Source organism: Paenibacillus canaveralius (assembly GCF_047238265.1).
In the GTDB taxonomy this organism is placed as follows: Bacteria; Bacillota; Bacilli; order Paenibacillales; family NBRC-103111; genus Paenibacillus_F.
The window spans coordinates 3,683,007-3,700,979 of sequence record NZ_JBDFMM010000001.1 but is presented as its reverse complement, the minus strand read 5'-3'; the positions used below and the strand labels follow the sequence as shown (position 1 = coordinate 3,700,979).

Genomic DNA, 17,973 nt, shown 5'->3' with positions numbered 1-17,973 from the left:
CCCCCTCCTGGAACCTATGGAGGGAACCATGGTACGTTTGACCCGAATGAACGGCAAGCCGCTAGTGATCAACGCGCTTATGATTGAAATGATGGAAGAAACACCGGACACCGTGATTACGTTGATTAACGGAAAGAAAATTATGGTCCTTGAAAAAGAGGCAGTGGTCACAGAGATGGTGGAACAATTTTTGAAACGGATCGGTGCGGTGCAAGCAACGATCAAGTCGGCGAATACGGAGGGCTTGTAGTGCTTAAAAATCGATTTTTTCTGATGCTGGTTTCTATTCTTGTCGCCATCACATTAGTCTTGACGGCTGCATTCGTTTTATGGACGGTTATGGATAACAAATCTGAATCCGCCGGTGAAGAGAAGGTTCAAACGTCGGCAGAGATCAAAGAAAACACCGTCATTATGAAAGACATTACGACAAACCTGGCCAGTCAGGGCAGCTTTGTGAAAATCAGTCTGGCTTTTGAGCTGGAAAATAAAAAGGCAAAAACGGATTTCGAAAATCTGATTGATTCCCGCATCAAAGGAACAATCATCCGGACTCTTTCTGACATGAATTCCGATCAGATTTCAGGCAGCAAAGGGCAGGATAACTTGACCACCACACTGATTAACAAGCTTAATCCGCTTCTTAATGAAGGAAAAATAAGGCGCATTAATATTACCGATATTGTACTTGAGTAGCCTTTTACATAGATCGGATACGCACAAAGGGGGTGACTCTTATGGTTGATGTTATGTCACAGAATGAAATCGACGCTCTTCTGGCAGCTCTCTCTTCCGGTGAAATGGATGCAGAGGAACTCAAGAAAGAAGATACGCAGCGAAAAGTCCGATTGTATGATTTCAAACGGGCCGTACGCTTTTCCAAAGACCATATCCGGAGCTTGACCCGGATTCATGAAAACTTTGCCCGGTACTTGACGACGTATTTCTCGGCACAGCTAAGAACGTTTGTCCAGATCAATGTCGTTCAGGTCGAACAGCTTCCTTATGATGAGTTTATCCGCTCGATTCCCAAAATGACGATCTTGAACATTTTTGAAGCAGAGCCATTAGAGGGAAGAATGGTCTTGGAAGTACACCCGAACGTGGCGTACGCGATGCTGGACAGACTGCTTGGCGGTGTCGGCGTGTCGCCTCAGAAAATTTCGGCTTTGACTGAGATCGAAACGATCGTGATGGAGCGGATTTTCAGCCGGGCGTTTGAGAGCCTCCAGGAAGCATGGAAGACGATTATCGATCTTTCTCCTCGGCTTGAAGCGCTGGAAACGAATCCGCAGTTTATGCAGATCGTTTCTCCCAACGAAACTATCGCCTTGATCTCGCTAAGCACTAAAATCGGCGACACGACCGGGATGATCAACCTGTGTATCCCGCATGTCGTTATCGAGCCGATCATGCCCCGCTTGTCGGTGCACCACTGGTTTGTGTCCCAGAAGAAAAGCCGGGCTCCCGAGGAAGTCGAAATCTTGCAGGACAGGCTGACTCAGGCCAAGCTGCCCATTATCGCAGAGCTGGGAGAATCGCAAATCACGATTCACGAATTTCTGAATCTGCAGCCCGGGGACGTTATTACACTGAACAAGCCGGTAAACGAGCCTCTGCACATCAAAGTCGGCGAAAAGCTTAAATTTACAGGCAGCGCTGGTACAACGAAGAGCAAAATGGCCGTTCAAATCGGCGAAATTGTAAATGAAGGAGCAGAAGAACATGACGAGTAAAGATTATTTGTCGCAGGAGGAAATAGACGCGCTGTTGAAGCAGGCGGTAGATGAGCGTTCCGACGATAATCCATCTTCTTCTCTTTCTTCGAATATCGATGATTACCTATCCTCGCTGGAGCAGGACGCTCTGGGAGAGATCGGCAACATCACGTTCGGAAGCGCAGCGACGGCTTTATCCACTCTGCTCGGCAAGAAAGTGGACATTACGACTCCTAAAGTATCGTGCATTCCGCGCGTTCAACTGGTTAACGAGTTTCCAAAACCGCACGTTGCCGTTCATGTCAACTATGTTGACGGCTTTGACGGCATCAATTTGCTCGTGATCAAGACTCGCGACGCACAAGTCATTGCCGACCTGATGATGGGTGGAGACGGTCATGTGGAAGGTGACGAGCTGTCTGAAATTCACGTCAGCGCCGTTCAGGAAGCCATGAATCAGATGATGGGTTCGTCCGCGACTTCGATGTCCACGATATTCAACCGGTTCGTGAATATCTCCCCTCCGGGAATAGATATTTTGAATCTGTCGAATGGAGAAGGAAAACTGCCGAACGAAGACGTATTTATAAAGATATCCTTTAGACTGACAATCGGGGACCTTATCGATTCGACCATCATGCAGCTTCTTCCCGTCGATTTTTCCAAGGAAATGGTAAATATCCTGATGGGCGGGGGTTCCGAAGCGGTTCACGAAGAAATGGCGGCCGCAGTCAGCGAAGAAGTTCCGCCGCCGGCTGTCACCAGCCAGGCGCAAGCGGATACGAACGCTCAAGCTTATCAGCAGCCGGTTCCGGAACCGCCGTATACAAACCCGGCAGAAGCGCCGTATACGAATCCTTCGATGGGGGGCAACCCGATGCCGATGAATCAACCGCCTGCACAACAGTCATACGCACAGCAGCCGATGAATCACGCACCACAGGGAGGAAACTACGGAGGAATGAACAGGAATGTTAACGTACAGCCGGTCCAGTTCTCCAATCTTCAGCAGGGAGGATACAGCCAGTCGGACGACACGAACCTGAACCTGCTGCTCGATATCCCGCTGAAAGTAACGGTAGAGCTGGGAAGAACGCAGAAAGTGATCAAAGACATCTTGGAACTTTCGCAAGGTTCGATCATCGAGCTGGACAAACTGGCCGGTGAACCGGTTGATATTCTGGTCAACAACAAATTGATCGCCAAGGGAGAAGTCGTCGTTATCGATGAGAACTTCGGCGTTCGCGTAACCGATATCGTCAGTCAGTGGGATCGCATTCAAAAAATACAATAACTATCTTTTGGGAGGATTATTTTATCATGGGGAACAGAATTTTGATCGTAGACGACGCAGCATTTATGAGAATGATGATTCGCGATATTTTAACGAAGAACGGATATGAAGTGGTCGGTGAAGGAAACGATGGCCTGCAAGCCGTAGAAAAATTCAAAGAGCTGCGTCCCGACCTGGTGACGATGGATATCACCATGCCTGAGATGGATGGAATCAATGCGCTGAAAGAGATCAAAAAGATTGATCCTAACGCCAAAGTGATCATGTGTTCGGCAATGGGGCAGCAGGCGATGGTAATCGATGCGATTCAAGCCGGCGCCAAGGACTTTATCGTGAAACCTTTCCAAGCGGACCGTGTTATCGAAGCCATTAAGAAAACAATGGGCTAAGCGTAAGCTTTTTAATAAGGAAGGAATGTGAAGCTTGAAGAAACAGGCAGGAAAGCTGCTTCTGGCAACGGCAGGACTGATCGTTCAGCTGCCGTTCTGGACTTCCGTTTGTTTTGGGACACCTGGGTCGGGCGGCAACATCGGGCCCGGTCCGGGAACGGGAGAGACGGGGAGTATGGATTCGATCGTAATGATCGGAAAAGTGATTTTCTTTCTCCTCCTTATCATCGGTCTTTTTTACGGCATTATGAAGATGTTGTCGAAAAAAAGCGGATTCCGCTTCGGACGTGCCATGCAGTCGCTGGGTGGAGTTCCACTTGGCCAAAACAAGTCGATCCAAGTCGTCGAAATCGGCGATTCGCTGTACATCGTGGGAGTCGGGGATAACATCCAGCTTCTGGAGAAAATAGCCGATGCCGGCGAGGCGGCGAGACTGAAAGAGCAAATTACGGCACAAACCCGGGCGGCAACGGAATTTATTACTGTCGGCAAATGGCTTGAAAAAATACGCAAGAAACCAGGTGAAACTAACGCGGTGGAGGAAGAAGAGCTTACGCCGAACTTTCACCAGGTCTTTCAGGATAAACTGCAGAATGTCGCCCAGCGCAACAAAAGCGTTGAAGAATGGCTGCAGGAAGAAAACGAACAAGATCGGTTGAAGTCAAATGAGCAAAAATAAAGGAACTCTTATTATTCTGCTTGCTTTACTTGTGTTCATGGGATGGGCAGGAAATACGGCTTACGCCGCTCCGGACCCGCAGAATCCGATTCCCGGCATAAGCGTCAACGTAGATTCGGGTAGCGGTGCTTCGGGAGCCTCCAGCACGATCAGCGTCATTTTGCTGCTGACGGTTCTGAGTCTCGCGCCTTCGTTTCTGATTCTGATGACCAGCTTTACGAGAATCGTCATTGTGCTGGGGTTCGTACGCACGTCTCTCGGGACGCAGCAGATGCCGCCCAACCAGGTTTTGATCGGACTGGCTCTGTTTCTAACCCTGTTTATTATGGCACCGACGCTGGGACAGATTAATGATACGGCCGTCCAGCCCTACATGAAAGGGGAGCTCAACCAGACGCAGGCCCTTCAAAAAGCGTCCGTTCCCATCAAGCAATTCATGTGGAATCATACCCGGCCTAAAGATTTGAAGCTTTTCCTGGATTACACGAAGGCGGAGGCTCCCAAAGGAGTCGAAGACACACCGCTGACAGCCCTCGTTCCGGCTTATGCCATCAGCGAGCTGAAAACGGCGTTTCAGATGGGCTTTATGATTTTTATCCCTTTCCTGGTTATCGATATGGTTATCGCCAGTACGCTGATGGCCATGGGGATGATGATGCTGCCGCCCGTTATGATATCGCTGCCGTTCAAAATCCTGCTGTTTATTCTGGTGGACGGTTGGTATCTGGTCGTTAAATCGCTGCTCCTCAGTTACAGTACATGAACGCGGAAGCTGGAGGTCACCTAACATGAGTTCGCAATTTATCATTAAGCTGGCCGGCGAAGCGGTCTATACGGTGCTGAAAGCCAGCGCTCCGATGCTGGTGATCGCCCTGGCGGTCGGTCTTATCATCAGTATCTTTCAGGCTACGACTCAAATTCAGGAGCAGACGCTTGCATTCGTGCCGAAAATCGTGGCGGTCCTGCTGTCGGTCTTAATTTTCGGACCCTGGATTTTGAACACGCTGGTCGACTTTACATTCAATCTGTTCAACAATCTTCATCAATATATCGGGTAGGCGGCCATGGAGCTTTGGTTTCAACTTCTGCCCAACGCTATGCTGATTTTTTGTCGAATGACCTCGTTCCTTGTCGTCGTACCGCTATTCTCGTCCCGAAATGTGCCGAGTATGTTCAAAATCGGACTCGCTTTGTTTCTGACTTTGATCGTAACGGCGGCTCAAGGGACGTCCCAGCTGGTTCCGATGGACGCGCAGTATGTCCTGCTTGTGATCCGGGAAATAATCGTCGGCCTGCTGCTCGGTTTTATCGCTTATCTGTTTTTTACGGCCGTACAGATCGCGGGTTCTTTTATTGATATGCAAATCGGACTCGGGATGGCCAACGTGATTGATCCGATGTCGGGAACTACCGTACCCTTGATGGGCAATTTGAAGTACATGCTCGCAATGCTGCTGCTGCTGAGCTTCAACGGTCATCACTTTATGCTGCAGGGTATTATGAACAGCTATGAATGGATACCGCTGTCCAACAGTTTGTTTGCCCAGCTCTACGGGGGACAAATCACCGAATTTCTGGTGAAGACATTTTCGAGTGTTTTCGCTCTGTCCATGCAGCTTGCGGCCCCTGTTGTCGCAGCGATGTTTTTGACGGACCTCGGTTTGGGTTTACTGACGCGTGTCGCTCCCCAGTTTAACATTTTCGTAGTCGGGGTGCCGCTGAAGATCATCATCGGGTTTTTCCTGATCGCCCTGCTGATGCCCGAGCTGATCGGTTTGTTCCACCAATTGTTTGACCGGATGTTCGAAGCGATGCAAAAGCTGCTGAATCTAGTGGCCGGCAAAGCGCTGGAAGCTCCGTAGCACCTGTACGGGAAAGGAAAGGATACGTATGGAACCGCTCCGTTTGAAGCTGGACCTGCAGTTGTTCTCGCAAGAGAAGACGGAACCGGCGACACCGAAAAAGAGGCAGGACGCCCGTAAAAAAGGCCAAGTGGCGAAAAGTATGGAGCTGCCTGCTGCTTTTATCCTGTTCTTTTCATTTTTATCGTTTTACATGATCGGCGGATTTATGAAGGAGCGGATGGTGGATCTCTTCTCGGGTACGCTGAGGCATGATTTGCTGATGGATGTGACCATGGCAAATGTACGGATGTTATTTTACCGGCTGTTAATTCACTTTTTGATTATGCTGGCACCCATTTTGATCTTGACGATGGTGATTGCCCTGGCGGGAAACTATCTTCAGATCGGAATTCTTTTTACAGGCGATCCGCTCAAAATTAAGTTAAGCAAACTGAATCCCATTGAGGGATTCAAAAAAATATTTTCGATGCGCTCCGCCGTGGATTTTTTGAAATCCATGCTGAAAATGAGCGTGATCGGGATCATCGTTTATATGACGTTGTGGGACGAGAAAGAGAAGCTTCTCAGCCTTAGTCATGTACCGCTGGAAAAATCGCTTCATTATATATGGTCCCTGACGCTTTCGCTGGGAATGAAAATCGCTTTAGTTCTGGTCGTGCTTGCCCTGTTCGATTACCTGTACCAGAAGTATGAATTCGAGAAAAGCATACGGATGTCCAAGCAGGACATCAAAGACGAATACAAGAAAATGGAAGGCGATCCCCTGATTAAAGGGAAGATTCGCGAAAAACAACGCCGGATGGCCATGCAGCGGATGATGCAGGAAATTCCAACGGCGGATGTCATTATTACAAACCCGACGCATTTTGCGGTAGCCATCCGGTATGATTCGGCCAATATGCAGGCTCCTAAAGTGGTAGCGAAAGGGACGGATCATGTGGCTTTGAAAATACGTGAAATCGCGAAGGAACACGGCATTATGATTATGGAAAACAAGCCGCTTGCACGGGCGCTCTACGCTCAGGTCGATCTGGAAGAATCGATTCCGGGCGACCTGTTCCAGGCCGTAGCCGAAGTGTTGGCTTATGTATACAAAATTAAGGGCAAAGTGAAGAAAACGTAGAAAGGGGGGCCGTACATGAAACCAAAAGATCTAGTTGTACTGATCGGGGTAATCGGGATTATTTTGATGATGGTGGTGCCGATTCCAACCGCCCTCCTCGATTTTTTGCTCATTATTAACATTACAATCTCGCTGATGATTATTCTGGTGGGGATGAATACGCAGGAAGCGCTGCAGTTTTCCATTTTCCCGGCCCTGCTGCTCGTAACGACCTTGTTCCGTTTGGCACTTAACGTTTCGACGGCCAGAAATATTTTGGCTCATGCCGAAGCGGGAGCCGTAGTCGAGACGTTCGGTAACTTCGTGGCGGCGGGCAATATCGTAGTCGGATTTATCGTGTTTCTTATTCTGGTTATCGTGCAGTTTATCGTCATCACGAAAGGTTCGGAGCGCGTAGCCGAAGTGGCGGCCCGCTTCACCTTGGATGCGATGCCCGGCAAGCAGATGAGCATCGACGCCGATTTGAACGCCGGCATGATCAACGAGCAGCAGGCACGTGAGCGCCGCAGAAAAGTGGAGCGCGAAGCCGACTTCTACGGAGCCATGGACGGAGCAAGTAAATTCGTCAAAGGTGACGCGATTGCCGGTATTATCATCCTCCTGATCAACCTGATCGGAGGACTGATCATCGGGATTTCGATGAAGGGCATGTCGTTCGGAGAAGCCGGACATACATACTCGATTCTTACTATTGGTGACGGACTGGTCAGTCAGATACCGGCCCTGCTTATTTCAACCGCATCCGGTATTATCGTAACGCGCGCCTCTTCGGAGGGAACGTTCAGCAACGATATCGTCGGTCAATTGACCGCTTATCCGAAGCTGCTGTATATCGTGGCGGGAACGATTGCTTTTCTGGGAATTTTCACACCGATTCATTGGTATACGACCATTCCTATTGCGGTTCTTCTCGTTTTTGCGGCGAGGAAGATGCAGCAGAACTTGAACCGGAAACAGGTAGAGGAAGAACAGATGGTGGAAGAGCAGCAGATCGAAGAAGTCCGGAGTCCGGAAAGTGTGATCAGCCTGCTGCAGGTGGATCCGATCGAATTCGAATTCGGTTATGGTCTCATTCCGCTGGCCGACGCCCAGCAGGGCGGGGATTTGCTCGACCGGATTATTCTCATCCGCAGACAATGTGCGCTGGAGTTCGGTATCGTGGTTCCGGTTATCCGGATCCGTGACAATATTCAGCTACGGCCGAACGAGTATATCATCAAAATTAAAGGCAATACGGTTGCGGGCGGCGAATTGCTGCTTAACCACTACTTGGCCATGAGCCCGGGATTCGAAGACGAATCCGTTACGGGAATCGAGACGACCGAACCTGCGTTCGGACTGCCAGCCCTGTGGATCGATGAGATGACCAAAGAGCGGGCGGAGTTGTCCGGATACACCGTGGTGGATCCGCCTTCCGTCGTCGCCACGCATCTCACGGAAATTATTAAGAAACACGCCCATGAGCTTCTGGGACGTCAAGAAACCAAGACGCTTATCGACAACGTCAGGGAAGCGTATCCGGCTCTTGTGGACGATTTGATTCCGAATGTCCTGTCCATCGGCGACGTGCAGAAAGTGCTTGTGAAACTGCTCCGGGAAAAAATTTCCGTACGTGATCTGGTTACCATCCTGGAAACGCTGGCGGATTACGGACCTTACTCCAAAGATCCGGATATTTTGACGGAATATGTACGTCAGTCTCTATCGAGACAAATCACACTGCAGTATTCGTCTCCGCAGGATTCGCTCCGCGTCATTACCGTAGGCCCGGGACTGGAGAAAAAAATCGCGGATTCCGTGCAGCAGACGGATCAAGGATCGTATCTGGCTATCGACCCGTCTTCTTCGCAGGTCATTTATCACAAGCTGGGTGAACAGGTGAGCAAAATGGTCCAGTCCGGTCACCAGCCGGTTATCCTGGCTTCACCGACGATCCGTATGTATTTGCGCCAGCTTCTGGAGCGTACCATGCAGGACATTCCGGTTTTGTCTTACAGCGAGCTTGAACCGAGTGTAGAAATTCAAAGCATGGGAGTTGTCAACTTGTGAGAGTGAAACGTTACATTGTCGATTCAATGCCGGACGCTCTTCATAAAATCCGCACCGATCTCGGTAAGGATGCCGTTATTTTAAGCACCAAAGAAGTAAAAACCGGCGGATTCCTGGGACTCTTCGGAAAAAAACGCATCGAAGTGATTGCGGCTTTGGAAGAAGGGCAGGCCGGTTCAGGCAAAAGCGGCCCGGAAAGCGGGTCTCAAGTCCGACCTTCCTCCAAAGCGGCGGCTGCCGCAGCCGTTACGGCCGTTGCCAAAGCGCGGCAGGAAGAGGAAGCGGAGAAGGGGGCCAATCCGCCCCCTCACAATAAAGAGCAGGAACTGAGGCAGAGAGAATTTGCGGAACTTCTGCTCAGACAATCGGCCTTGCAAAATGAAACGGTTCCGACTTTCGGAACCGGCGAGATTGCCGACCCTGCGGGACCGGGTCTTCTCAAGAAGTCCGATGTGGAGGCTAAGGCGGCCACGGGGATACCGGGGGCTTCCGATCCCGGACAAATGCCTGGCGGCGAGAACGGAGCGGGAGCGGGCCAACGTCCGGCACCGGCTCAGCCATCCGCGCCTCAGTCGCCCGCTTCCCACGGGCGACAAAGCGAAAGCACCGCCGACACCCGGTCCGCGGCGCCGGCGAACGCGGGGCAGCCTGCCGCAGAGGAAGCGCTGCCCGTGATACCGCAGCGCCCTCCGGCGGCCGCCGCAGCCGCTTACGCGCAGGCCCGGCCGGCTGCCGCAGAGCAGCGTCAGGCCCCGCCGCCCCCAGCGGCGCCGCGGAACCTGCCTCCGTCGGAGGCGCCTGCCGGGCCGGCCGCCGAAACGCCTGCCGGGCCGGCCGCCGAAGCGCCGCAGACCGGCGGCTTCGCCGACGAGCAGGCCGAGGCGCTGCGCGCCGCACTGGCCGCCTCCCGCGCGGAGGCGGCGGCAGAAGCGGCCGCTGCGCAGAGCGCGGCCCGCGAGGACCTGATGCTGGCGGAACTCCAGCATCTCAAGACCATGATGGCCGGCCTTGCCCGGCCATCCGCGCAGCCCCAGCTGCCCCCCGTATGGGGGCGGCTGGAGGAGCATCTGCTGGCGCAGGAAGTGCAGCCGGACCTGGTCCGGCAGCTGATCGAAAGCGCCAGAAGAGATCTTGCCGCCTCGGCCGACGAGGCGGATGCGCGGCAGGCGGCGGAAGCGGTCCGCAAGCGGATGCTTGCGCTGTTCCCGCCGCCGCAGGGCAAGCCGATCTCGGCGGACTCCAAGATCGTCCATATCGTCGGGCCGACCGGTGTCGGCAAGACGACGACGATCGCGAAGCTGGCGGCCGATCAGGTGCTGAAGCAGCGCCGCAAAGTCGGGCTGATCACTTCCGACACTTACCGGATTGCCGCGATCGAACAGCTTCGCACGTATGCGAACATTTTGGACGTTCCGGTGGAAGTGGTTTTTTCCCCGGCCGATCTGACGAGAGCCCTGCACAATTTGCGGGAGGCCGACGTGATCTTCATGGATACGGCCGGGCGCAATTTCCGCAACGAGATGTACGTGTCCGAGCTTAATACGCTGATCAGGCACCAGGGGCCGAGTGAAACGATTCTGGTGCTCAGCCTGACATCGAAGTACAGCGATATGAAAGCCATTACCGCTAATTTTTCCAAGTTTAAAGTAGATAAAGTCCTTTTTACTAAAATGGACGAAACGTATTCGTACGGCGCCATGCTGAATTTGCTGGATGAATTTCCGATCCGGCTTTCCTACGTGACGGACGGACAAAACGTCCCCGATGACATCATGGTCGCGGATGAGAACCGGATTGTCGATGCGGTGCTGGAGGGTTACTCGTATGAGTGACCAAGCTCAGGAGCTGCGTAATCTGATCCGGATGAGGCATGAGAAAGATACGCCGTCCCCGGGTGCCGAGCTAACCGGCGGGCCCGAGCGCAAGGCACGTATTATTACCGTTACAAGCGGCAAGGGCGGGGTAGGCAAATCGAATTTCACGTTGAATTTCGGTCTCTGCCTGCAGGCAAGGGGATACAAGACGCTTATATTCGACGCCGATATCGGGTTTGCCAACATTGACGTGCTTATGGGGATTTCCCCTAAAGCCAACCTGCTTCATTTAATTAAAGGGGAAAAAACGATCGGGGAGCTCGTTCAGACAGGACCTAAAGGTTTGCAATTTATCGCAGGGGGCTCGGGGCTTTACGATCTGGTGAGACTGTCGGACTCCGAGGCGGATTCTTTTACCGACCAGATTCAGGAGCTTGGCGGCATGGCCGACTTTATTCTGTTCGATACGGGAGCCGGACTTTCCAAGGAAACCCAGCGGTTCATTGCCGCCGCCCAGGAGACGCTCGTGGTTACGACGCCGGAGCCCACGTCCATTACGGATGCGTATGCGCTTATTAAAATGGTCCGCAGCGAAGATCCGGATGTAGCCTTCAAGCTCGTGGTAAACCGGGCCGCTCACGGCCGGGAGGCCAGGGAAACGGCCGAAAAGATCGCCATGGTGGCCCGCCGCTTTCTGTCCGTCGAGCTTCAGACCCTCGGATTCGTCGAGGACGATCATCACGTATCGCGGGCCGTTAAGGAGCAGACTCCTTTTACGATCGCTTACCCGAATTCTCCCGCCGCCAAAAGTATGAATGTCCTAGTCGATCAATTTCTGGGCCAGCAGCCCAAAGCGGACTCAACCGGCGGATTTAAAGGTTTCCTCAGCCGGCTGATCGGCCGCTAATTTACTCACATCTAGAGCCAATTCAGGAGGGACCCTATGGAGCCGTACCGTATTCTGGTAGTCGACGATTCGGTATTCATGAGGAAGATCATTACGGATCTGATCGAAGAAGACCCCAATTTCCGTGTTATAGCCGTCGCGAAGAACGGTGCGGAAGCCGTAGACAAAACAAAAGAGCTGAAACCGCACGCGGTTACGATGGATATTGAAATGCCTGAAATGAACGGGCTGGAAGCGCTCGAACGCATTATGGCCGCCACCCCGACGCCCGTCATTATGCTGAGTTCTCTGACCATGTCGGGAGCGGCTGAAACGATCCGGGCGCTCGAACTCGGCGCGATCGACTTTATCCGGAAACCGTCCGGTTCGATTTCGCTGGATTTATTTAAGGTCAAGCAGCTTTTGCATGAAAAGCTGAGAATAGCGGTCAAAACCCGCATGCAGTACCAGCCGCCGATAGAACCGGCGAAACGGCCCGAACGATTTGTTCAGCCGTCCGCTCCGTTCGTCAAGCCGTCGCCGGCAGCGGAAGTTCCCCGGAGGACCGCCGCTTCACCGCAAGAGACGGGGAAGCCGGCAGGCGGTGCCGGTGCCGGCGGTTTGAGAGGCTTTCAGCATCTCGTGGCGATCGGCACGTCGACCGGGGGACCCAGAGCGCTGCAGAAAGTACTGAGCGGCCTGCCGGCGGATTTTCCGGCCCCGGTTCTTATCGTCCAGCATATGCCTCCGAATTTCACGAAGTCGCTGTCCCAGCGCCTTAACGACCAATGTGCCGTTCGGGTAGTGGAAGCGGAGGAAGCTCAGCTGCTCGAACCCGGTACGGCTTATGTCGCTCCCGGCGGGCTACATATGACCGTCGTCAGGAGCGACGACAAGAAGTACCGGATTTCTTTGAGCAAGAGCGAGCCGGTATCCGGACACCGTCCTTCCGTGGACAAGCTTTTCCAATCCCTGCTTCCTTTAAAGGAGCTGACCCGGCACGCCGTTATTATGACAGGGATGGGCAGTGACGGAGCGAGAACGATCGGTGAACTGAGAAAGGACGGAGCGGCGACCACGATTGCCGAGTCCGAAGAAACGTGCGTCGTATACGGCATGCCGCGGGTCGCGGTGGAAAACGGAGCCGCCATGTTTGTCCTTCCTTTGGGAGATATCGCTCCGAAGCTCGTCGAACGGGTGACGGATAAAAACGGCAGCCGCTAAAGAAAGTACTCGTTAAATTGACGGAGGTGCAGTTCTGTGGAGTTGAACCAATATTTATCGATGTTCATCGACGAATCGAAAGAACATCTGCAGGCTCTTAATGACAACATGCTCAGCCTGGAAAACAGTCCCGACAACATAGATATCGTTCATAATATTTTCCGCTCGGCACACACACTTAAAGGCATGTCCGCGACGATGGGTTTCGAAGACCTCGCGTCGCTGACTCACGAAATGGAAAACGTGCTGGACCTGGTCCGAAATCTTAAACTGAAAATGGATCCGTTCATTTTCGATAGTCTTTTCCAAAGCTTGGACGCTCTTGAATCGATGGTCGAAGATATCGTTCAGGGCGGAACGGGTAAAGCCGACGTCACGGCGATTGTCGCGGCATTGAAATCCATCGTGAGCGGAGATTATCTTAAAACCGCACCTGCCACAGGAGGAAGCGCCGGTGCGCAGGGCCAGGAAGAGAGCGTTACCGCATTGGACCAGTTCCAGCTCTCGGTCCTCCAGCAATCGATTGACGCCAGCATGCAGGTGTTTTACATCGAGGTCACCGTGCGGGAAGATTGCGTCCTGAAAGCGGCTCGTGCCTATATGGTGTTCGAGATTTTGGAGCGTTCCGGCGAGGTTATCAAAGCAACCCCTTCCGTCCAGGAGATTGAGCAGGAGAAATTCGACCGGACTTTCTCCGTGTATTACATAGCCAACGTCGCGAAAGCCGAGCTGGAGAAGGAAATTTCGAATGTCTCTGAAATCGAGCATGTCCAGATCATCGTACTCGACCGTGAAACGCTGGACGAGATGACGGGCAGCGGAGCCGCCCAGGCGGAGGTCAAGGCCGGTGAAGCCCAGGCGGCAGCGGCTTCTGCACCCGCTCCGGCAGCCAGACCGGCGACGGCCAAGGAAGCGGGCGGGGCAGCCAAACCGGCAGCGGCCGGAGGCGGCGCACCAGTGGGAACCCGTACGATCCGGGTAGATATCGAGCGCCTCGATTCCCTGATGAATCTGTTCAGCGAACTGCTGATCGACAGAGTCCGTCTGGAGCAGCTGGCAGGCGAAATCAAGCGCAATGAACTGACGGAGACGGTCGAGCATATGGCACGCGTCAGCGGCGATTTGCAAAATATCGTTCTCAAGCTGCGGATGGTACCGGTCGACACGGTCTTTAACCGGTTCCCGCGTATGATCCGGGATATCGCCAAGTCGCTGGACAAAAAAGTCGACCTCGTCATAACCGGCGCGGAAACCGAACTGGACCGCACCGTCATCGATGAAATCGGCGATCCGCTCGTGCATTTGCTGCGCAACGCGGTTGACCACGGACTTGAAACGGTAACCCAGCGTGTGCAGAAAGGCAAAAGCGAGAGCGGTACCGTCCATCTCCGCGCTTATCACAGCGGCAACAACGTTTTCATCGAGATCGAAGACGACGGAAACGGCATCAACCGCGAGAAAGTGCTTGCGACGGCGGTCAAGAAGGGTATTGTCGCGCCGGAAATGGCGGACAAAATGAGCAACTCCGATATCGATCAGTTGCTCTTCGCATCCGGTTTCAGTACCGCGGACGTAATCTCGGACATTTCCGGCCGCGGCGTAGGCTTGGACGTTGTAAAGACGAAAATCCACTCGCTCGGGGGACATATTCATGTCGAGTCCAATCCGGGCAGCGGTTCGATCTTCTCCATTAAGCTTCCGCTTACGCTCTCGATCATTTCGGCCATGCTGGTCAAAATCGGCAGCGAGAAATATGCGATCCCGCTTTCATCGATCGTGGAGACGGCTCTTATCCAGCAGACGCAGGTCCGCTCCGTGCAGGGTAACCGCATGATCGATTTCAGAGGCAGCATGATTCCGCTCGTTTCGCTCAGCTCCATTCTCGACATTCCCGACTTCAGCGAGGCGGATGAAACGGAAACCGAGGTCGTGGTCGTTCGCAAAGGTGAGAAAATGGCTGCGCTTATGGTGGAAGAATTTATCGGGCAACAGGAGATTGTCTTGAAAACATTGGGTAAATATTTTACAAAGCTGTTCGCGATTTCGGGAGCGACCATCCTCGGCGACGGTCAGGTCGCTTTGATTCTCGATACGAATGAACTCATTAAATAAATCAGGCAGAGGAGGCCGTTCAAATGGCTGAAGATAAAAAAATTATCGTATTTGCACTGGCACATGAGGAATACGGAGTAGAAGTGGATAAGGTCAAAACGATCGAACGGATGCTGCCGATGACCCGCGTTCCGAAAACGCCCGCTTTTGTCAAAGGTGTCATTAATCTAAGAGGCGTGGTTGTGCCGGTTATCGACCTTCGTTCCCGCTTCGGACTTCCCGAAACCTCGTATTCCGACAATACGCGTGTCATCATCGTGGCAGTGAACGACCTAGAAGTCGGTCTTATCGTCGATTCCGCTAACGACGTGATTGACTTGAACGAAGACAATATCGAGAATCCTCCCGAAGTTGTCGGCGGTATCAAGGCGAAATATCTGCACGGCATCGCCAAAATCGGAGAAGACCGCCTGCTGGTCCTGATGAATCTGGAGCAGGTTCTGAACAGGGACGAAATCATCCAGCTGGAAAAGATTGAGGCCTAAGCAAGTGGACACGTTCAGGCAGTTGGCGGATTATCAAATGGATGTGCTCAAGGAAATCGGCAACATCGGTGCCGGTCATGCGGCCACTGCTCTGTCCACCCTGCTGGACAAGCCCGTGGATATGCTCGTTCCGAAAGTTATGGTTCTTCCTTTCGAAGAAATTCCGGAAATCGTTGGCGGAGCGGAAGAGGTCGTACTCGCTATTTTTCTGCGGGTAGTCGGAGATGCTCCGGGCAATATGTTTTTTATTCTGAATCTCGAATCCGCCAAACGGATGCTGTTTTCCCTAATCGGGATGGAGCTTTCCGACAGCGGTGAGTATACGGAATTGGAAATTTCGGCATTAAACGAAATCGGCAACATTTTGGCGGGCTCGTACTTGTCCTCGCTGGCCGATTTCACACGGCTCTCTATGTCCCCGACCGTACCCTCCCTGGCCATTGATATGGCGGGTGCCATTTTAAGCTACGGGTTGCTGCAGTTCGGGGAGATGGGGGATCAGGCACTGCTGATTGACACGAAGTTTCTGGAAGGAAACGAAGAAGTGCAAGGCAACTTCTTTCTTATTCCGGACCCCGAATCGTTCGGGAAATTATTTGCGGCACTAGGGGTAGAGGCACATGAATCAACAGACGATCATTAAAGTCGGTATGGCGGATCTTAATGTCGGTATGCCGGGGGGCGTGCTTAAAACGACGGGACTCGGTTCCTGCGTCGGGCTTACCTTGTTCGATGGCTTTGCCAAAGTCGGCGGAATGGCGCACGTCATGCTTCCGACATCCGAAATCGCCCGGGAAGGCACCGTCAACATTGCCAAATATGCGGATACCGCCATTCCCGAATTGATCGACCGGATGACACGTCTTGGTGCCTCAATCAATCGGATGGAAGCGAAACTGGCGGGAGGAGCTCAAATGTTCGCTTTTGCTGGAGGGGGCGATACGATGCGAATTGGACCTCGTAATGTAGAGGCTTGCAAAGATATGTTGATCAGATACAAGATTCGAGTCAAAGGTGAAGATACGGGCCAGAACTATGGAAGAACAATCGAACTTAATTGCGATACGGGCGTGCTGACGATTCGAAGCGTGCAGCACGGCTTAAAGGATTTGTAGAGATGGCCGGAACGATTCGCTGGAACTTCATAGTCGGTGCCGTCTCTTTCGTACTCACGTTTCTCCTGTCGTTAGGCAGCAACGTCTGGTTGACCACGCTGCTGCGGAGCCTATACAGTTTTGCCATTTTGTTTGCAGTCACATTCGGTTTTCGCTTTATTATAGGCCTGCTCCTTTCCGCGGGCGGACCCCCGGTAAATGAAACGGCTGCGGCCCCTGCAGAAGGGCCCGCTCCGAACAAGAATCTCGGCCAGCATCTCGATCTGACTACTCCCTCCGACGAAACCGTGCAAGAAGCGGCTGCCGGAGCGGACAGGGAGGAAGCGGAATTCGCGCCGCTGCTGCCCACCAAGCTGGTTACCCGGAAGCAGCCTGACACCGAGCAATCGGTCAGAGCCCTTCGTCAAATGTCTGAAGAATAAGGACGGTGTACAGCCATGATTGATAAAAAACCTAATCTGGCGCATTTCGATACGTGGAGACAGTGGAAGCAGGGCGGTTCCAGAGAAGCCAAGCAGACGCTGATTGAAACGTACTTGCCTCTTGTCGAATACGTATCGGGCCGTTTGGCGATTGGTCTGCCCAAGAACGTTTCCAAGGAAGATCTCGGTAGCTTCGGAATTATGGGCCTGATCGACGCCGTCGAGAAGTTTGACTACGAACGCGGTCTGCAGTTCGAGACTTACGCGTCCTGGCGTATACGCGGAGCTATTATCGACGGCCTCAGACAAGGGGATTGGGTTCCCCGTTCCGTGCGCGAGAAAGCCAAGAAGATCGAGGAAGCGTATCAAAAGCTGGAGCAGAAGTACCTTCGCACCGTGACGGACGAAGAAATCAGCGATTACCTCCAGGTCACGGAGGACGAGTTTCAGCATATGCTTCAGGAAATCGCCGTGACGTCCATTTGTTCCATCGACGAACCGATTCGTGAAGAAGAATCCGAAACCCGGCTTTCGCTTCTGGTGGACGAGCGTGCTAAAAATCCCGAATTTACGGTAAACGAATTTTACCTCAAAGAAACTCTTGCACGGGCGATTGAAAAATTGACGGAGAAAGAGCGGATCGTCGTCTCTCTGTTCTATTTCGAAGAACTCTCCCTGAGCGAGATTGCGGAAGTAATGAGTTTGTCGCCTTCCCGTATATCTCAGCTTCATTCCAAAGCCATGCTGCGGTTAAGAGGCGTTTTGAGCCGATATAAAGTTCAGTTGTTTGAAAAATAG

The 17,973-nt window shown here is 52.7% G+C and carries 20 protein-coding genes; all 20 read left to right on the top strand.

Translation table 11 applies throughout. From position 1 onward, the window contains the following. Positions 1–28: 28 nt before the first annotated feature. The 20 genes from ABC395_RS16610 to ABC395_RS16515 are packed head-to-tail and all read left to right on the top strand — an operon-like array spanning position 29 to position 17,973. On the top strand, positions 29–250 hold the full coding sequence (locus tag ABC395_RS16610; RefSeq protein ID WP_413004793.1) for a flagellar FlbD family protein: 222 nt from the start codon (positions 29–31) through the stop codon (positions 248–250). Continuing rightward, on the top strand, positions 250–696 hold the full coding sequence (locus tag ABC395_RS16605; protein WP_413004792.1) for a flagellar basal body-associated FliL family protein: 447 nt from the start codon (positions 250–252) through the stop codon (positions 694–696). The genes ABC395_RS16610 and ABC395_RS16605 overlap by 1 nt, the downstream gene beginning before the upstream one ends. A gap of 41 nt (positions 697–737) precedes the next feature. After that, on the top strand, positions 738–1,736 hold the full coding sequence (gene fliM, locus ABC395_RS16600; protein WP_103993814.1) for a flagellar motor switch protein FliM: 999 nt from the start codon (positions 738–740) through the stop codon (positions 1,734–1,736). Beyond that, positions 1,726–3,012 carry a flagellar motor switch phosphatase FliY gene (gene fliY, locus ABC395_RS16595; RefSeq protein WP_413004790.1) on the top strand — a complete coding sequence of 429 codons (1,287 nt, stop codon included), beginning with the start codon at positions 1,726–1,728 and terminating at the stop codon, positions 3,010–3,012. The genes fliM and fliY overlap by 11 nt, the downstream gene beginning before the upstream one ends. A 26-nt stretch (positions 3,013–3,038) precedes the next feature. Further along, the gene (locus ABC395_RS16590) at positions 3,039–3,401 is read left to right on the top strand and encodes a response regulator (protein ID WP_103993816.1); all 363 of its coding nucleotides are present in this window, start codon (positions 3,039–3,041) and stop codon (positions 3,399–3,401) included. A 34-nt stretch (positions 3,402–3,435) separates the two neighbouring features. Then, complete coding sequence (gene fliO / locus ABC395_RS16585; RefSeq protein ID WP_103993817.1) at positions 3,436–4,080, top strand: flagellar biosynthetic protein FliO; 645 nt, start codon at positions 3,436–3,438, stop codon at positions 4,078–4,080. Then, entirely contained in the window at positions 4,067–4,843 is a 777-nt protein-coding gene (fliP, locus tag ABC395_RS16580) for a flagellar type III secretion system pore protein FliP (RefSeq protein WP_413004787.1), read from the top strand. Before fliO ends, fliP begins: the two co-directional genes overlap by 14 nt. A gap of 25 nt (positions 4,844–4,868) precedes the next feature. Beyond that, positions 4,869–5,138 (top strand): flagellar biosynthesis protein FliQ, encoded by a 270-nt coding sequence (gene fliQ / locus ABC395_RS16575; RefSeq protein ID WP_009676755.1) that lies wholly within the window; start codon positions 4,869–4,871, stop codon positions 5,136–5,138. Between the two features lie 6 nt (positions 5,139–5,144). Beyond that, on the top strand, positions 5,145–5,942 hold the full coding sequence (gene fliR / locus ABC395_RS16570; RefSeq protein WP_413004785.1) for a flagellar biosynthetic protein FliR: 798 nt from the start codon (positions 5,145–5,147) through the stop codon (positions 5,940–5,942). Positions 5,943–5,970: 28 nt separating this feature from the next. Then, positions 5,971–7,068 carry a flagellar biosynthesis protein FlhB gene (gene flhB / locus ABC395_RS16565; protein WP_413004784.1) on the top strand — a complete coding sequence of 366 codons (1,098 nt, stop codon included), beginning with the start codon at positions 5,971–5,973 and terminating at the stop codon, positions 7,066–7,068. A gap of 15 nt (positions 7,069–7,083) precedes the next feature. Beyond that, a complete protein-coding gene (gene flhA, locus ABC395_RS16560; RefSeq protein WP_413004782.1) occupies positions 7,084–9,117 on the top strand; it encodes a flagellar biosynthesis protein FlhA in 2,034 nt (677 codons plus the stop codon). Then, positions 9,114–10,949: a flagellar biosynthesis GTPase FlhF gene (gene flhF / locus ABC395_RS16555; RefSeq protein ID WP_413004780.1), complete on the top strand. Its 1,836-nt coding sequence runs from the start codon at positions 9,114–9,116 to the stop codon at positions 10,947–10,949. Before flhA ends, flhF begins: the two co-directional genes overlap by 4 nt. Continuing rightward, positions 10,942–11,838 carry a MinD/ParA family protein gene (locus ABC395_RS16550; protein ID WP_413004778.1) on the top strand — a complete coding sequence of 299 codons (897 nt, stop codon included), beginning with the start codon at positions 10,942–10,944 and terminating at the stop codon, positions 11,836–11,838. Before flhF ends, ABC395_RS16550 begins: the two co-directional genes overlap by 8 nt. A gap of 36 nt (positions 11,839–11,874) precedes the next feature. Beyond that, complete coding sequence (locus ABC395_RS16545; protein ID WP_413004776.1) at positions 11,875–13,041, top strand: protein-glutamate methylesterase/protein-glutamine glutaminase; 1,167 nt, start codon at positions 11,875–11,877, stop codon at positions 13,039–13,041. A gap of 36 nt (positions 13,042–13,077) precedes the next feature. After that, positions 13,078–15,153: a chemotaxis protein CheA gene (locus ABC395_RS16540; protein WP_413004774.1), complete on the top strand. Its 2,076-nt coding sequence runs from the start codon at positions 13,078–13,080 to the stop codon at positions 15,151–15,153. A 23-nt stretch (positions 15,154–15,176) separates the two neighbouring features. Further along, positions 15,177–15,638: a chemotaxis protein CheW gene (locus tag ABC395_RS16535; RefSeq protein WP_413004772.1), complete on the top strand. Its 462-nt coding sequence runs from the start codon at positions 15,177–15,179 to the stop codon at positions 15,636–15,638. A 4-nt stretch (positions 15,639–15,642) separates the two neighbouring features. Continuing rightward, positions 15,643–16,281 carry a chemotaxis protein CheC gene (locus ABC395_RS16530; protein ID WP_413006759.1) on the top strand — a complete coding sequence of 213 codons (639 nt, stop codon included), beginning with the start codon at positions 15,643–15,645 and terminating at the stop codon, positions 16,279–16,281. Then, the gene (locus ABC395_RS16525; RefSeq protein ID WP_103993828.1) at positions 16,259–16,753 is read left to right on the top strand and encodes a chemotaxis protein CheD; all 495 of its coding nucleotides are present in this window, start codon (positions 16,259–16,261) and stop codon (positions 16,751–16,753) included. The genes ABC395_RS16530 and ABC395_RS16525 overlap by 23 nt, the downstream gene beginning before the upstream one ends. Positions 16,754–16,755: 2 nt before the next feature. Then, positions 16,756–17,175, top strand: a complete 420-nt coding sequence (locus ABC395_RS16520; protein ID WP_413004770.1) for a hypothetical protein — start codon at positions 16,756–16,758, stop codon at positions 17,173–17,175. Positions 17,176–17,190: 15 nt separating this feature from the next. Next, entirely contained in the window at positions 17,191–17,973 is a 783-nt protein-coding gene (locus ABC395_RS16515; protein WP_009676771.1) for a FliA/WhiG family RNA polymerase sigma factor, read from the top strand.

What these genes read in the sequence shown, in the direction of transcription:
- ABC395_RS16610 (WP_413004793.1), top strand. Translation starts at nt 29, where the DNA reads ATGGTACGTTTGACCCGAATGAACGGCAAGCCGCTAGTGATCAACGCG.
- fliM (WP_103993814.1), top strand. Translation starts at nt 738, where the DNA reads ATGGTTGATGTTATGTCACAGAATGAAATCGACGCTCTTCTGGCAGCT.
- fliY (WP_413004790.1), top strand. Translation starts at nt 1,726, where the DNA reads ATGACGAGTAAAGATTATTTGTCGCAGGAGGAAATAGACGCGCTGTTG.
- ABC395_RS16590 (WP_103993816.1), top strand. Translation starts at nt 3,039, where the DNA reads ATGGGGAACAGAATTTTGATCGTAGACGACGCAGCATTTATGAGAATG.
- fliP (WP_413004787.1), top strand. Translation starts at nt 4,067, where the DNA reads ATGAGCAAAAATAAAGGAACTCTTATTATTCTGCTTGCTTTACTTGTG.
- fliQ (WP_009676755.1), top strand. Translation starts at nt 4,869, where the DNA reads ATGAGTTCGCAATTTATCATTAAGCTGGCCGGCGAAGCGGTCTATACG.
- fliR (WP_413004785.1), top strand. Translation starts at nt 5,145, where the DNA reads ATGGAGCTTTGGTTTCAACTTCTGCCCAACGCTATGCTGATTTTTTGT.
- flhB (WP_413004784.1), top strand. Translation starts at nt 5,971, where the DNA reads ATGGAACCGCTCCGTTTGAAGCTGGACCTGCAGTTGTTCTCGCAAGAG.
- flhA (WP_413004782.1), top strand. Translation starts at nt 7,084, where the DNA reads ATGAAACCAAAAGATCTAGTTGTACTGATCGGGGTAATCGGGATTATT.
- ABC395_RS16550 (WP_413004778.1), top strand. Translation starts at nt 10,942, where the DNA reads ATGAGTGACCAAGCTCAGGAGCTGCGTAATCTGATCCGGATGAGGCAT.
- ABC395_RS16545 (WP_413004776.1), top strand. Translation starts at nt 11,875, where the DNA reads ATGGAGCCGTACCGTATTCTGGTAGTCGACGATTCGGTATTCATGAGG.
- ABC395_RS16535 (WP_413004772.1), top strand. Translation starts at nt 15,177, where the DNA reads ATGGCTGAAGATAAAAAAATTATCGTATTTGCACTGGCACATGAGGAA.
- ABC395_RS16525 (WP_103993828.1), top strand. Translation starts at nt 16,259, where the DNA reads ATGAATCAACAGACGATCATTAAAGTCGGTATGGCGGATCTTAATGTC.
- ABC395_RS16520 (WP_413004770.1), top strand. Translation starts at nt 16,756, where the DNA reads ATGGCCGGAACGATTCGCTGGAACTTCATAGTCGGTGCCGTCTCTTTC.
- ABC395_RS16515 (WP_009676771.1), top strand. Translation starts at nt 17,191, where the DNA reads ATGATTGATAAAAAACCTAATCTGGCGCATTTCGATACGTGGAGACAG.